The 14,312-nt window shown below is 58.4% G+C and carries 13 protein-coding genes; 4 read left to right on the plus strand and 9 right to left on the minus strand.

Annotated elements, in window-relative coordinates; all coding sequences use genetic code 11:
• The 5 genes from EGK14_RS10420 to EGK14_RS10440 form a co-directional block, all read right to left on the minus strand.
• Positions 1 to 1,416, minus strand: a complete 1,416-nt coding sequence (locus EGK14_RS10420; RefSeq protein WP_125289032.1) for a sodium:solute symporter family protein — start codon at positions 1,414 to 1,416, stop codon at positions 1 to 3.
• Positions 1,417 to 1,542: 126 nt separating this feature from the next.
• Entirely contained in the window at positions 1,543 to 2,859 is a 1,317-nt protein-coding gene (locus tag EGK14_RS10425; protein ID WP_148101249.1) for an MFS transporter, read from the minus strand.
• Positions 2,860 to 2,940: 81 nt separating this feature from the next.
• On the minus strand, positions 2,941 to 3,882 hold the full coding sequence (locus EGK14_RS10430) for a phosphoglycerate dehydrogenase (RefSeq protein ID WP_125289033.1): 942 nt from the start codon (positions 3,880 to 3,882) through the stop codon (positions 2,941 to 2,943).
• 92 nt (positions 3,883 to 3,974) lie between these two features.
• Positions 3,975 to 4,856, minus strand: coding sequence for a dihydrodipicolinate synthase family protein (locus EGK14_RS10435; protein ID WP_370256267.1), 882 nt, complete (start codon positions 4,854 to 4,856; stop codon positions 3,975 to 3,977).
• A gap of 18 nt (positions 4,857 to 4,874) precedes the next feature.
• Entirely contained in the window at positions 4,875 to 6,020 is a 1,146-nt protein-coding gene (locus tag EGK14_RS10440; protein ID WP_125289035.1) for an iron-containing alcohol dehydrogenase, read from the minus strand.
• 188 nt (positions 6,021 to 6,208) lie between these two features.
• Here EGK14_RS10440 and EGK14_RS10445 point away from each other — a divergent pair, with 188 nt between their 5' ends.
• From EGK14_RS10445 to EGK14_RS10455, 3 genes are read left to right on the plus strand one after another with little or no spacing between them, the layout of a single operon-like run.
• Positions 6,209 to 7,513: a four-carbon acid sugar kinase family protein gene (locus EGK14_RS10445; RefSeq protein ID WP_125289036.1), complete on the plus strand. Its 1,305-nt coding sequence runs from the start codon at positions 6,209 to 6,211 to the stop codon at positions 7,511 to 7,513.
• Positions 7,506 to 8,486: a D-threonate 4-phosphate dehydrogenase gene (locus EGK14_RS10450; protein ID WP_125289037.1), complete on the plus strand. Its 981-nt coding sequence runs from the start codon at positions 7,506 to 7,508 to the stop codon at positions 8,484 to 8,486. The genes EGK14_RS10445 and EGK14_RS10450 overlap by 8 nt, the downstream gene beginning before the upstream one ends.
• A gap of 6 nt (positions 8,487 to 8,492) precedes the next feature.
• A complete protein-coding gene (locus tag EGK14_RS10455; RefSeq protein WP_125289038.1) occupies positions 8,493 to 9,257 on the plus strand; it encodes a DeoR/GlpR family DNA-binding transcription regulator in 765 nt (254 codons plus the stop codon).
• Between the two features lie 45 nt (positions 9,258 to 9,302).
• On the opposite strand, the gene speD is transcribed toward EGK14_RS10455, so the two are convergent.
• The 3 genes from speD to EGK14_RS10470 form a co-directional block, all read right to left on the minus strand.
• Positions 9,303 to 10,112 (minus strand): adenosylmethionine decarboxylase, encoded by an 810-nt coding sequence (gene speD, locus EGK14_RS10460; protein WP_125289039.1) that lies wholly within the window; start codon positions 10,110 to 10,112, stop codon positions 9,303 to 9,305.
• Between the two features lie 6 nt (positions 10,113 to 10,118).
• A complete protein-coding gene (gene speE, locus EGK14_RS10465; RefSeq protein WP_125289040.1) occupies positions 10,119 to 10,997 on the minus strand; it encodes a polyamine aminopropyltransferase in 879 nt (292 codons plus the stop codon).
• Positions 10,998 to 11,101: 104 nt separating this feature from the next.
• Positions 11,102 to 11,449: a YacC family pilotin-like protein gene (locus EGK14_RS10470; protein WP_125289041.1), complete on the minus strand. Its 348-nt coding sequence runs from the start codon at positions 11,447 to 11,449 to the stop codon at positions 11,102 to 11,104.
• 183 nt (positions 11,450 to 11,632) lie between these two features.
• Between EGK14_RS10470 and cueO the strand changes: the two genes are divergently transcribed.
• Entirely contained in the window at positions 11,633 to 13,249 is a 1,617-nt protein-coding gene (gene cueO / locus EGK14_RS10475; protein WP_125289042.1) for a multicopper oxidase CueO, read from the plus strand.
• 176 nt (positions 13,250 to 13,425) lie between these two features.
• On the opposite strand, the gene EGK14_RS10480 is transcribed toward cueO, so the two are convergent.
• A complete protein-coding gene (locus EGK14_RS10480) occupies positions 13,426 to 14,256 on the minus strand; it encodes an MBL fold metallo-hydrolase (RefSeq protein ID WP_125289043.1) in 831 nt (276 codons plus the stop codon).
• Positions 14,257 to 14,312: the final 56 nt, after the last annotated feature.

Below are 14,312 nucleotides of genomic sequence, written 5' to 3' on the forward strand. Positions count from 1 at the left end.
TCAGACTCCACTTTTTTGCATACGGTTGTCGGTTTTCTTCACGCTCTGACGGCTCGGGATCATATAGTCGATAGCCATGATCACCGCTGGCGTAATCAGCGCGATATACATGTTGTTAATGCCGAACGGATCGCCCAGCACAAACCAGACGGAGGTCATTACGCAGGCGCCAATCAGCCCCCAGTTTGCGCCGCGCGCGCTTTTAAACATCGGCAGATAGAAGGCGATGATCGCCACCACGGAGATCGACAGGCGAATAGCGCGGGTAAAGAACGACAGCTTAAGCACTTCCGGCACGAACAGCACAAAGACCAGCGGCGCAAAGCCGATTGCCAGCGACAGCCAGCGGGTCATTTTGAATTCGCGCTCCGGCGTGGGATTGCGGTACGGCACATAGAAATCTTTTACAATCAGCGACGCGATAGCCAGCGCCACGGTGCCGACGCTGACGAAGATCGACGCGACCAGCGACGTGGTGACGATCCCGGCCAGCCACGGGCTCATATCCTGCAAAAACACCGGCAGCGCATAGAGGCTGTTGATCCCGGGATGCAGATATTTCGCCGCCACGCCGATCATGGCAATAGCGATGCCGATCGGCAGGCAGAAGAAAAAGGCGACCCAGGTGGCGCGTCTGGCCGCCGCAGGGCTTTTAGTGGAGGAGATCGCCTGAATCACAAACTGGGTGCAGAAGATCGAGCCGATGGTGCCAATCAGCCAGGCGACGATGGTGCTGGCGCCAACGTGGCCGTCCCACGTCCAGTAAAAGGAGGGCATTTTCTCTACCATCGGCGTGATACCGCCGGTCATTTTCAGCGCCACGCCAAGAATAATCAGGATGCCGACATATTTCAGCGCGCTGTGCAGCATGGTGACCCACGCCATGCCTTTCATGCCGCCAAAGGCAAAATAGAAGGTGCTGACGATAGCGGTAATAAAGGCCGCAACGGGCAGGTTAACTTTTAATACGGTGGAAATAGCCGCCGCGCCGCTGACGTAATTGCCTACGTTCACCAGCAGCAGCGCATAAATCATAATAATGGAGATAATATTCTTGGTGGTGCTGCCATACTTTTCCGCTATCGCGCCGGAAATAGTAATCTTGCCGGTATTATAGATACGCTTGACCAGCAGCAGCCCGAAAATGGGAAAGCCAATCGCCGCGCCGATGACCGACCAGGAAGCGGCAAAGCCATCCTCAAAGGCGGCCTGCGCCGTGCCGATGGTGGATTTGGCGCCGATATATTCTGACATCAGCATAATACCCACGATAAAAGCGGGCATGGCGCGCGACCCTTCCATAAAGTCGCCGGAGCTTTTACTTCTTAAGCGGTAAGTCAGCCAGGTGGTAAATAAAATATAGGCGACCACCATACAGATAATAATCAACGTGCCTTCAGTAGAAAACGCTTTCATTGTGATGCCTCACTATGAGCAGACGCGTCGGCCTTGCGGCTCTTTTCACGCCTTTGTAGGGTTAAGCGCCGAAAGCGCTGGAGGTAGATCCCCGTACGGCCTGCATACTGTCGCACGGGCTGAAAATTATGTCCGACTCGCTACTGCCTGGGGCGACGAGGCGGGCTCTTCGTCGTTAATTGGTTCAACTTTACCCATCAAAAACAGGTAGTTAAGGATGCCAATCATCACCAGCGCGGCGGAGAACACCAGCGCCCAGGTAAAAGATCCGGTCGCGGCGACGATAGCGCCGGTCACAATTGGCCCGATAGCGCCGCCCATATTGGAAACGGTGTTCTGCAAGCCGGCCACGATAGAGACGCTGTTTTTCGGTGCGACGTCGCCGGGCAGCGCCCAAACCTGCGAGGCGGCTACCGTGGTGCCGGACTTCGCCACGCAGAGCAGAAACACGGTCATAAACACGCAATCGGTAAAGGGCGCAAAGCCGATGCAGAGCGCCATCAGCAGGCCGACAGTCAGGAAAAGCTTGCGGGTGGCGGTCAGTGACAGCACCTTCTTATGCACCAGCCGATCGGAAGCCCAGCCCGCTGCCACTTCGATAATCATGCCGCACAGCAGCGGCAGGGCGGCGATCATCCCCATCTTGATAAAATCCATGCCTTTCTCTTTCACCAGATAAGTGGGCAGCCAGGTGATAAAGAAATAGGAGGTGTAGTTGATGGTGAAAAAACCGATGCACATGGCCCAGATGTTGCGGTAGCGCAGCAGCTTGTACCACTTCATCGGGCGAACGTTTTTATCGCCGTGCTTACGGGCTTGGCCGTCGCGGATCAGGCTGATTTCCTGAGCGCTGATAGCTTTGTGCTCTTCCGGGTTCTCCGCATAGATAAAATACCAGGCGATCACCCACAGCAGCCCGACCGCGCCGATAATCAGAAAGGTCAGGCGCCAGTTGAACAGATAGATCATCCAGACGATCAGCGGCATCGCCACGGCGCCGCCGAATTTAGAGGCGCTGTCGAACAGGCCAGAGACGGTGGCGCGCTCTTTATCCGGGAACCAGCGCGCCGTAATGCCCGCATTGCTGGGATAGGCGGCCGCTTCGCCGACGCCTAACGCCAGGCGTAGCGCCAGTAGCGATTTAAAGCCGGTCGCCAACCCCATCATGGAGGTAGCGATGGACCACCAGGCAACGGCCAGCCCCAGCCCTTTTTTCTGTCCGAAGCGGTCGGCAAACCAGCCCGCCGGGATCTGCAACAGCGAATAGGACCAGAAGAACGCCGCCATAATAAAGCCCATCAGTTCGGGGCTGAGCTTCAGCTCGTCGATCAGGTGCGGTGCGGCGGCCGACAGCACGGTGCGGTCGATATAGTTAATGGCGATAGCCAGCCACATCAGGCCAGCGATCCACCAGCGGATACGGGTTGGGTTTGCAGTTTTCATCGTCCTGGCTCGGTCAGAGGTTAGTGGCCGACTCGACGGTCGGCTTTTTAAGTCGGGACGGAAACGGCGTCCCGCGTTTGACTACAGGGCATTTACCGGCCGCTGCTGTTGTTTAACGCACTGAATAATTTGCTGAACGCAGCGCTCGCCGATGGCGCTGATAGCGCCGTCGGTATAGCCAGCAATATGCGAGGTCGGCATAAAATTAGGCAGTGAAAACAGCGGATGGTGTTCCAGCGGCTCGTGGTCGAATACGTCTGCGGCGGCACCGGCAATCAGGTTGTCGGCCAGCGCGTGATACAGATCGCTTTCGTTCACCACGCCGCCGCGTGAGACGTTAATTAAAAAAGCGGACTGCTTCATGCTGCGGATGCGCGCGGCATCAAACAGGCTATGAGTCTCTGCGGTCAGCGGTGTGTGCAGCGTAATAAAGTCGCTTTGTTCGGTCAGCTCATCCAGAGAAACGAACCGGATATTATGTTCGGCGGCAAATTTCTCGTCGGGATAGTAGTCAAAAGCCAGCACGCGCATATTGAAGCCGCTGGCGCGCAGCGCGACCTGCTTGCCGATATTGCCCAGGCCGACAATGCCCAGCGTTTTGCCATAGACGTCGGTGGCGAAAATACGCGGCCAGTTTCCGGCGCGCGTTTCCGTCACCGCCTGCGTCACCTGACGGGCAGCGTTGAGGATCAGCGCAAAGGCGAAGTCCGCCACGGCATGCTTGTTGGCGTCCGGCACGTTGGTAACGGTCACGCCGCGCGCCTTAGCTGCATTGAGATCGATATTGTCCACGCCGACGCCGTGCTTGCAGACAATTTTCAGCTGCGGCGCCAGCGCCAGCAGCGCGTCGTCGACCTCGGTAAAGGCCACGATCATCGCCACCGTATCGGCCAGATGCGGCATCAGCGCGTCCAGCGACGCGTCGGCGGGCAGCGTTATCAGCTCAAAACCCTGCGCCTTCAGCGTGGCGATGGGCTGCGCGTCATATTTGGCAAACGAGGGCGAGGTACAGATCACTTTCATTTTGCTTGTCCTGGTCGAAGAGCGGGCGCGCCGCAAAATAAAGGGTCGACGAAGCGGGGCGCGGTCATTTTAGCCGCGTCGCCACGGTCGGGTTACCGGGTGTACTGATTAACGATCTGGCGAATACGCTGCTCTTCTTCGGCGCTGAAGCGCACGGCATAGCGGCTTTCGCCCACGCCATAGCCCATCAGCGCCACGGCTTTTTTCACCGCCGCTGGCGAGAAGGCGACGTTGTAAAGGTCGGTGCGCAGGCCGGTCACGTTTTCCTGCGCGCGGCGCGAGCCTTCGATATCGCCGTCGTTAAAACGCGCCCAAATGGCGTTGATTTCTTTCGGCGCGACGTTGGCCAGCCCGGAGATGCAGGCGGAGCAGCCGTCAACAAAGCCCTGATGGATCAGTGAATCCGGGCCGTTCAGCACGCTGAAATTTTCCGCGCCCTGCGCCGCCTGCAAAAAGCCGCTCAGGCTCTCATAGCTGCCCGCGCTGTCTTTGATGCCAACGATATTGGGATGCGCGGCCAGTTTGCGCACCGTCTCCGGCTGGAGCGTATTGCCGGTGCGGGCCGGAATGTTATACAGAAAGACCGGCACCTCCAGCGCGTCGGCGACCGCCTCGTAATGGGCGATCAGCTCCTCCTGCTTTAGCGGCACAAAGTAAGGTGTGATAACCGAAACGGCATCCACGCCCATTCTGGCGACCTGCTTGCCCAGGCGAATGGTTTCGCGGGTGGAGATTTCGCCCACGTGCGCCACCAGCGGCGCTTTGCCCGCGACTTCCTCCACGCAGGTGGCGGTGACCGCCAGCTTTTCCTGTTCGTTCAGCACAAAAAACTCGCCGTTGGTGCCGCCGCAAAAAATACCGTTGCCAGCGGCAAGCTGGCGCTGGATCTGCTGGCGCATCGCCTGCTCGCAGTAGTCGCCGTCAGCGGTAAAAGGGGTGACGATAGCGGTCAGTACGCCGGTGACTATGTTCATCAGGGCCTCATTATTCGGTTAGGGATTCAGGGTCGGAAACAGGGTCAGATAGACCTTGCGCACGTCGTCGGCGCTGACCGCGCACGGCACGTTTTTCATCAGGCGCTGTACGTCGAGCGCGGCCTCGACCAGATAAGGTAGATGGTCGGCGTTGATGCCCAGTTCGTCCAGACTGGCGGGCAGCTTCAGACGCCTCACCAGCGCGGCGAAATAGTCGACCAGCGCCACGGATTTCGCTTCTTCGCTCAGCGAGGTGTCGGCGTTCGGCAGCAGATCGTAAGCCTGAGCGAACTTGCTGACCGCCGCAGGACGGACAAAACGCATACAGGGTGCCAGCAAAATGGCGTTCGCCACGCCGTGCGGCAGGTGATATTTGCCGCCCAGCGGATAGGACATGGCGTGCACCAGGTGCGTACCGGCATGGGCGATGGCCGCGCCGCCGTAATACGATGCCCAGAGCATATCCAGACGCGCCGCCAGGTTATCCGGCTCCGCAATCGTCTTTTCCAGGCTGGCGAACAGCTTTTTCATGCCGATCAGCGCATAGTTGTCGCTGACCGGATTGGCGACGGTGGCGGTGAAGCACTCAATCAGATGGCAAAGCGCATCAATGCCGGTGGAAGAGGCGATATGCGCGGGCATACTGGTGGTCAGCTCGGGCGCCAGCACCACGTAATCCGGCAGCATCACCGGCGAAATAATGCCGACCTTGGTTTCTTTCTCCGGGATAGCGAGGATCGCGTTTGGCGTGGCTTCGGAACCCGTGCCTGCGGTCGTTGGGATCAACAGCGAGGCCGTGCGGCGCAGCGGTTTTTCACCGGCCAGCAGCGCTTCCAGCGAAGGCGCGTCCTCGGCACAGAGCACGGAAAGCAGTTTGGCGACGTCCAGCACGCTGCCGCCGCCGACGCCAGCCACCATATCCACCTTTTTCCCCGGCAGCGACGCCATTATCGCCGCCACGTCATGCTGGCTCGGCTCCGGCGGCACGCTGTCCACAATGCTCAGTGTCGCTCTGCTGCCAATCTGTTGGATCAGCGTTTGCACCGCCGGAATGCCGACAATGTTTTTATCCGTCACCAGCAGCACGTGCCGATGGTTTTGCAACAGATAGCCGATGTCGCTAAGCGCCTGGTAACCAGCAATCACGGTGCTGTTAATGGTCATAAGTCCTGTCCTGGCTGAGGGTGAATTGATTACATTTGGTCATTAACCTGCTTATTCGCGGCAGGCAGGAGGAATTTATAGGGCAAATTGATTTTGATTAATTTGACCGTGCTCACATATAATCAATTGTGATTGAATATAATCAATCTCAATGAAAACCGGCTTGTCGAACTTAGGGAGTGATGAAGATGCGCACAAAATGGAAGATGCCTGTGCTGGTGATTGCGGATGACTTTACCGGCGCGAACGATGCCGGGGTCGGGCTTGCCAACGTCGGCGCGCGGGTTCATGTGCTGTTTGACGCGGCTACGCCTGGCGCGGCACAGGCCGATGCCTGGGTCGTTAATACCGACAGCCGGGCGACCAGCGCGGAACAGGCCGCCCGGCGTACCGCTGCGGCGATAGCGGGCAGAAGGGATGTGGCCCGCAACGGCTGGCTGTTTAAAAAAATCGACTCGACGCTGCGCGGTAATCCCGGCGCGGAAATTGAAGCGGCCTTGCTGGCAGGCGATAAACGCGTGGCGCTGATAGCGCCAGCGGTGCCCGCGCTGGGCCGTACCACCGTAGAAGGCTGCTGCTATATCGATGGCCGCCTGCTGACGGAAACGGAATATGCCAGCGATCCTAAAACGCCGGTAAGCAGTGCCAGCATAGCGGCGCGCCTTGGCGAGCAAACCACGCTGCCGGTTGGCCTGATCCCGCTGTCGGCGCAGGCGGATCTGCGGGAGCGGATCGAAGCGGCTATTGCTGACGGCAAGCGGCTGCTCGTGCTGGATGCGCAAACGGATGCCGATCTGCAGCGCATCATGCAGGCGGCGGACGAGCTGGAAGAGCGCCCTTTGCTGGTGGGTGCCGCCGGGCTGAGCGACGCGCTGGGCAGGCGGCTGACGAGGCTGGCGCAGCAGGCACCGGGCGGGACGGCAGGCCAGCCCGTGCCGGTAAAGGCCGGGCTGGCGGTTATAGGCTCGATGAGTGAAGTCGCGCAGCGGCAGATAACGCAGCTGATGCGGCAAAAGGCAATCCGGCTGATCGATGTGGATATCAGTCAGCTTTTTAGCGGCGGCGCGCCGGGACAGCGCTGGCGACAGGCGGTGACAGAGGCGCTACAGCAGGGCCGACACTGCGTGATCCGCACCTGCCAGCAGGCGGAGCAGCGTCAGGCGATCGCCTCGCTGTGCGAACGGCTCGATCTCAGCCGCCAGCAGCTTGGCGAACAGATCTGCGCTTATCTGGCGGCGCTGACCGCCGACGTGCTGCGCGACGTCACGCCGTCGGCGCTTTATCTCTCCGGCGGCGACGTGGCGATAGCGGTGGCGCGCGGGCTGGGCGCGCAGGGCTTTCAGATTTCAGGGCAGGTGGCGGGCTGCGTGCCTTACGGCCATCTGCTGCAAGGTAACGACAGCCTGCTGGTGCTTACCAAGGCTGGCGGTTTTGGTGATGAAAACACCCTGGTAGAAGTTTTTCGTTTTATTGAGGAGAAGGCGAGTGAGTAAAATTATTGCGGTTACCATGGGCGATCCGGCAGGTATTGGCCCGGAAATAATCATCAAATCCCTGGCGGAGGGCGAGCTTGCCGGCGCGCCTGCGGTGGTAGTGGGCTGCGCCAGCACGCTGCGGCGGATTATGACGATGGGCATTACGCCACAGGCGGAGCTGCGGATAGTTAACAGCGTGGCCGAAGCGCGCTTTGCGCCGGGCATTATTAACGTTATCGACGAGCCGCTGGCCGATCCCCATGCGTTAAAGCCCGGCGTGGTGCAGGTAGCCGCAGGCGATTTGGCCTACCGCTGCGTGAAGCGCGCGACCGAGCTGGCGCTGGCGGGCGAAGTGCAGGCTATCGCCACCGCGCCGCTGAACAAAGAGGCGCTGCATTCGGCGGGGCATCTCTATCCCGGTCATACCGAGCTGCTGGCGAAGCTGACCGACAGCAAAAACTACGCGATGGTGCTTTACACCGATCGCCTGAAGGTGATCCACGTTACCACGCATATCGCGCTGCGTAAGTTCCTGGATACGCTTAACCGCGAGCGGGTGGAGACGGTGATCGGCATGGCGGAAACCTTCCTCAGGCGCGTTGGCTACGACAAGCCGCGCATCGCGGTGGCGGGCGTTAATCCGCACGCGGGCGAAAACGGGCTGTTCGGCGACGAAGAGATCGCCATCGTCGGCCCGGCCATAGAAGCCATGAAAGTGCAGGGCGTGCACGCCTTCGGCCCGTGCCCGCCGGATACGGTATTTTTGCAGTGCTATGAAGGCCAGTACGATATCGTGGTGGCGATGTATCACGATCAGGGGCATATTCCGCTCAAGCTGCTGGGCTTTTACGACGGCGTGAATATCACCGCTGGCCTGCCGTTTATCCGCACCTCGGCCGACCACGGCACGGCGTTTGATATTGCCTGGACAGGTAAAGCGAAGTCTGAGAGCATGGCGATTTCCATTCAGCTAGCGATGCAGCTTGCATAAGGACCTATGAAGGGACAAAGTCGCCTTGACCAGATCATGGACTATCTGAAAAGTCATAATCTGGTGACTGTCGATCAGCTGGTGGCGGCGATTTCCGCGTCGCCCGCTACGATCCGACGGGATCTGATCAAACTGGATCGGGAAGGAGTAATCAGCCGGACGCACGGTGGCGTTACCCTTAACCGCTTTATTCCCGCTCAGCCCACCACGCTGGAAAAGATGCAGCGTCATCTTACGGAAAAACAGGCTATCGCCCTGGCGGCGGCCAGCCTGGTCAAAGCCAACGACGCGGTGGTGCTGGATGCCGGCACCACCATGCTGGAGCTGGCGCGTCAGCTGACGCATCTGCCGCTGCGGGTGATCACCGCCGACCTGCATATTGCGCTGTTTCTGTCGGAGTTCAGGCAGATTGAGGTGACGATTATCGGCGGGCGCATTGACGACTCCAGCCAGTCCTGCATTGGCGAGCACGGACGCAGGCTGCTGCGGAATATCTACCCGGACGTCGCGTTTGTCAGCTGTAACTCGTGGAGCCTGGAGAAGGGCATCACCACGCCGACCGAAGAAAAAGCGGGGCTGAAAGAGGATTTGCTGATCAACGCGCGGCGCCGGGTGCTGCTGGCGGACAGCAGCAAATATGGTTCCTGGTCGCTGTTCTGCGCCACGCCGCTGCAAAGCCTGACCGATATCATTACCGACGAGCTGTTGGGTGAGCAGGAAGTGAAGGCGCTGAGCGGGCAGCCGTTTACGCTGACGCTGGCAAAACCCTGAGCGAAACGGGCCGCCCGAAGGCCGCCCGTGGTAGAGACCAGCTTCTTACAGCGTTTTAAAGCCTACAGAAGGAATATTGCGGCCGTAGTAAATTTCCCGCATCTCTTTCCACAGCAGGTCAGTAATGCGCTTGTGCTCCTGCGGCGTCAGATCTTCCGGGCGGGTATTGAAAAGATAATGTTTTAAATCAAACTCTTTCAGCAGCATCTTGGTATGGAAGATGTTCTCCTGATAGACGTTGACGTCCATCATGTCGTACATCGACTTCATATCTTCCGACATAAAATTCTGAATCGAGTTGATCTCGTGATCGATAAAGTGCTTCACGCCGTTCACGTCGCGGGTAAAGCCGCGCACGCGATAGTCGATGGTGACGATATCCGATTCCAGCTGGTGGATCAGATAGTTCAGCGCTTTCAGCGGCGAAATCACGCCGCAGGTCGACACCTCAATATCCGCGCGGAAGGTGCAGAGTCCGCCTTCCGGATGGCTTTCCGGATAGGTATGCACGCAGATATGGCTTTTATCCAGGTGCGCCACTACTGACCCCGGCAGCGGGCCAGGATGCTCCGACTTATCGATATCTTTCGGATCGATCGGCTCTTCGCTCACCAGAATGGTGACGCTGGCGCCCTGTGGCTCATAGTCCTGGCGCGCAATATTCAGCACGTTAGCGCCGATAATCGAGCAGGTTTCGCTAAGGATCTCCGTCAGACGGTTGGCATTGTACTGCTCATCAATGTACGCAATGTAGCCGTCACGCTCCGCATCGGTATTCGCGTAACAGATATCGTAGATACAAAAACTCAGGCTTTTCGTCAGGTTGTTGAAGCCATGTAGTTTAAGCTTTTGCAATTTCGTTCACCCCCTTAAAATGCCCGGCTGGTCAGCCAGCGCATTCAACAGATATTGCGGCAGGGCAAAGCTGCCGGTGTGGATCGCCGGATTGTAATAGCGACAGGTCAGGCCGGCCTGCTGGTAACGCGCCGCAAGCGTGGCCGTATCCAGCTGGCGCAGCGCCGGGTTGTCGCTTGCCCAGGCAAAGGTCATGATGCCGCCGTAATAGGTCGGTACGGCCGCCTGGTAAAAGCTGACGTCGCGGAAATAGTGGCTCAGCTTGCGATGGCTGTTGACCGCTTCGTCCTGCTGCAGGAAGCAGACGCCATTCTGCGCCACAAAAATGCCGTTTTCATTGAGGCAGCGCCGACATCCTTCATAAAATTCCGAGGTAAACAGACTTTCGCCCGGTCCAATCGGATCGGTACAGTCAGAAATAATAACGTCGAATTTTTCATTGCACTGGCGCACAAAGTTAACGCCGTCGTCGATCACCAGCCTGAAGCGCGGATCTTCATAAGCGCCCGCATTATGATTAGGCAGATACGCTTTGCAGAACGTCACCACGCCTGCGTCGATTTCTACCATCGTAATCTGTTCAATGTTTTGATGACGGCTGACTTCACGCAGCATCGCGCCGTCGCCGCCGCCGATAATCAGCACGCGCTTCGCCGCGCCGTGCGCCAGCAGCGGGACGTGGGTCATCATCTCGTGATAGATAAATTCATCGCGCTCGGTGGTTTGTACCACACCGTCCAGCGCCATCACCCGACCCAGCTCGGCGTTTTCAAAGATAACCAGATCCTGATGTCCGGTTTGTTCGCGGTATAAAATTTTATCGACAGCAAAATACTGCCCAAAACCGGTATGAAGCGTTTCATACCACATCTCTTTTTCGGCCATGGTACGGCTCTCCTGGTTGTAGCAGCCACGAAAAATGGGCGCGATATGATAGCCAACTCTGACCGTGCTTGCACGGTCAAACTGGCGGCGGAAAACGGCGGGGGTTACTTCACGTAGGCAAGCAGGCTGAGCGAATCGCGGGCCAGTGATTTGCACTTGGTATCGTTGGGCACGGCGATGCCGCTTAAATCGCGATAGCTGTCCGCGCCCAGCGATTTCATATTAAAGCTGCTGTAGTTGCTCAGATCCCAACGGTTCTGTCGGGCGAAAAAGACCAGCGCGCGACGGATCTGTCCGTCCGGAAGATCCTGATAGCCGCAGTCATTTTTCAGGTAAACAAAAACAGCGGTCAGATCCGCCAGATCTTCCGCTTCCGACTCGCTCAGCGCAAAACTTGTCGATGAGAAGCCAAACAGGCCCAGTAACAACAGAGCCTTGATGCTTTTCTTCATAACTGTACTCAAAGGGTGTCAATACTCTGACGTTAGCACAGTTACCGTCGGCCGACAGTCAATTTCAGCAGAGAAATGTCCGTAAAACGCAATTTTCCAGCAGGGCGTGGCGAAACTTGACCTTCCCTTGGGGGAAGGGTTTATGCTGCAGGCAGTAAATAAGAGCCGGGTCGAGGAAGACTGATGCAACGTCGTGATTTTATAAAGCTGAGCGCCGCGCTGGGCGCGGCCAGCGCACTACCCCTGTGGAGCCGATCGCTGATGGCCGCGCAACAGCGTCCCGCGCTGCCCATTCCGGCCTTATTAACGCCGGATGCGCGAGGAGCGATGACCGTAACGGCGCAGCAGGGCAGCACCCGCTGGCTGGATAAAGCGGTGCCGACCTGGGGCTATAACGGCAGCCTGCTCGGCCCGGCGATCCAGCTGGAGCGCGGCAAGCCGGTTACCATTAACCTGCGAAATCAGCTGCCGGAAGCCACCACGGTTCACTGGCACGGACTGGAGCTGCCTGGCGGCGTAGACGGTGGCCCGCAGGCGCAGATCGCCCCCGGCGCTACGCGCACCGTCAGCTTTACCCCCGATCAGCCCGGCGCGACCTGCTGGTTTCATCCTCATCAGCATGGTCGCTCCGGCTACCAGGTCGCCCGGGGCCTGGCCGGTCTGGTTATCCTGAAAGACGACGCGACGGAGAAGCTGCTGCTGCCGAAAATCTGGGGCATCGACGATATTCCGGTGATCCTTCAGGATAAAAAACTGTCGGCGGACGGCAGCAAAATTGATTACGAGCTGGACGTGATGAGCGCCGCCGTAGGCTGGTTCGGCAATACGATGCTGACCAACGGCGCGATTTATCCGCAGCACGCCGTGCCGCGCGGCTGGCTGCGGCTGCGGTTGCTCAACGGTTGCAACGCCCGTTCGCTGAATATTGCGGCCAGCGATCGGCGTCCGCTCTATGTGATTGGTGGCGACGGCGGCCTGCTGGGCGAGCCGGTACAAGTGACCGAGCTGTCGATGATGCCGGGCGAGCGCTTCGAGGTGCTGGTCGACACGCTGGACGGTAAGCCGTTTGATTTGCAGACGCTGCCGGTGCGGCAGATGGGCATGTCGCTGGCGCCTTTCAACCAGCCGCTGCCGCTGCTGAGCATTCAGCCGCTCCGGGTGATGGCCAGCGGGTCGCTGCCGGATAAGCTGGTGGACGTGCCGCCGCTACCCGCCCAGGCCAACCTGAAAAATCGCTGGCTACAGCTGTCAATGGATCCCGAGCTGGATCGTCGAGGCATGTTGGCACTGATGCAAAGATACGGCCACGCGGCGATGGCCGGTATGAGCGGCGATGCGCACGACGGCGAGGACACGGGCGGAGACCACGCGGCGATGGCGGACATGCAGGGCCACGCTATGGAAGGCGGCGCAGACCACGCGATGGCGCAGCCGCAGTCGGAGCAATACAATTTTCACAACGCTAATAAAATCAACGGGTTCGCTTTCGATATGACCAAGCCCGCTTTCGATGTAAAGCAGGGCGTAACGGAAAAGTGGACGATTTCCGGCGAGGGCGACGAGATGCTGCATCCGTTCCATATTCACGGCACGCAGTTCCGTATTATCTCTGAAAACGGCAAGCCGCCAGCGCCGCACCGCAGCGGCTGGAAAGACACGGTTCGGGTGGAAGGCTGGCGCAGCGAGGTGCTGGTGCGCTTTAACCATCTTGCGGACAAGGACCAGGCCTATATGGCGCACTGTCATCTGCTGGAGCATGAAGATACCGGCATGATGCTTGGCTTTACGGTCAGCGCGTAGCGTCAGTCCGGCAAACTCTTTTTTGGTGGCGAGTTCAGCTGCTTGATTTTATTGCTTTCAAATCATGTGGCTGAAAAGGGTTTTGCCAGGGTTAAGGTAAATTTATTCTATAAAACATTGAGTTAATCTCGTCAGGCAACAGTTCACCGCCGCACAGGCAGCTTAGAACTATCATGTCATGGCGTATTTAACCGTCTCCGCTCCAGCTCGCGGAAATCATGGCTGCAGAACAAACTGATTTCCGCAGAGTGATGGCGGGCCAGCTCGCGCAGGCGCTGCTGATTAACGCGTCTGACGTCATTATCGGCGGCCATAAACCACTGATAAAAGCGCAGACCGGGCGTACAGTGGCGCGGATGCTCAAGCTCGCGCTGATAAAACCACGCATCACCGCCGTGCAGCAGCCAGCCGGTATTGGTCTGCACCGCTATTCCCGCATGGCCTTGCGTATGACCAGGCAAAGGGATCAGCAATATTTCCGGCGGCAGGCCTTTTAAACCGGTGACGGCATCAAAGCCAAACCACTTTTCACCGGATGCGTGATAACCCGTCCAGCCTGAGACGCCGCTCCACTGGCCAGGCCGATAACGGGAACGGGCCAGCCAGCTGTCGCGCTGCCGGGAAGTATCGATTTCCCGCTGCATCAGATGGATTTGCGCCTGCGGAAAATCGGTCAGCCCACCGGCATGGTCAAAGTCCAGATGGGTCAGCACGATATGGCGAACGTCCGAGGCCTGGTAGCCCAGCGCCAGGATTTGCGACAGCGCTGTCAGAGAGGGTTTGCGCTGAATATTGTTCATCACGCGGAAAAAAGTGGCTAAGCGGCTGCCGGGCGCGCGCATATCTTCCGTACCGAATCCGGTATCAACCAGCACCAGCCCGCTGTTTTCCGTTTCGATAAGCAGGCAATGGCAGGCAAGATGCGCCCGGATGCCTTTGCTGAAACCGTCATAAAGCGCGCCGCCAACGGGACACATACAGCCACAGTTAAGATGAATAACCTTCACGGATTCTCCTCCAGCAGGATCGGTTCGTAGCGGAATCAATAAGTGTAGGCGTTTTC

It is taken from the genome of Erwinia sp. 198 (genome assembly GCF_003937915.1).
In the GTDB taxonomy this organism is placed as follows: Bacteria; Pseudomonadota; Gammaproteobacteria; order Enterobacterales; family Enterobacteriaceae; genus Erwinia; species Erwinia aeris.

Bases quoted from the DNA above. Each gene is read 5' to 3' on its own strand.
- EGK14_RS10455 (WP_125289038.1), top strand. From the start codon at position 8,493: ATGAAGGGACAAAGTCGCCTTGACCAGATCATGGACTATCTGAAAAGT.
- EGK14_RS10425 (WP_148101249.1), bottom strand. From the start codon at position 2,859: ATGAAAACTGCAAACCCAACCCGTATCCGCTGGTGGATCGCTGGCCTG.
- EGK14_RS10420 (WP_125289032.1), bottom strand. From the start codon at position 1,416: ATGAAAGCGTTTTCTACTGAAGGCACGTTGATTATTATCTGTATGGTG.
- cueO (WP_125289042.1), top strand. From the start codon at position 11,633: ATGCAACGTCGTGATTTTATAAAGCTGAGCGCCGCGCTGGGCGCGGCC.
- EGK14_RS10440 (WP_125289035.1), bottom strand. From the start codon at position 6,020: ATGACCATTAACAGCACCGTGATTGCTGGTTACCAGGCGCTTAGCGAC.
- EGK14_RS10445 (WP_125289036.1), top strand. From the start codon at position 6,209: ATGCGCACAAAATGGAAGATGCCTGTGCTGGTGATTGCGGATGACTTT.
- EGK14_RS10430 (WP_125289033.1), bottom strand. From the start codon at position 3,882: ATGAAAGTGATCTGTACCTCGCCCTCGTTTGCCAAATATGACGCGCAG.
- speE (WP_125289040.1), bottom strand. From the start codon at position 10,997: ATGGCCGAAAAAGAGATGTGGTATGAAACGCTTCATACCGGTTTTGGG.
- EGK14_RS10435 (WP_370256267.1), bottom strand. From the start codon at position 4,856: ATGAACATAGTCACCGGCGTACTGACCGCTATCGTCACCCCTTTTACC.
- EGK14_RS10470 (WP_125289041.1), bottom strand. From the start codon at position 11,449: ATGAAGAAAAGCATCAAGGCTCTGTTGTTACTGGGCCTGTTTGGCTTC.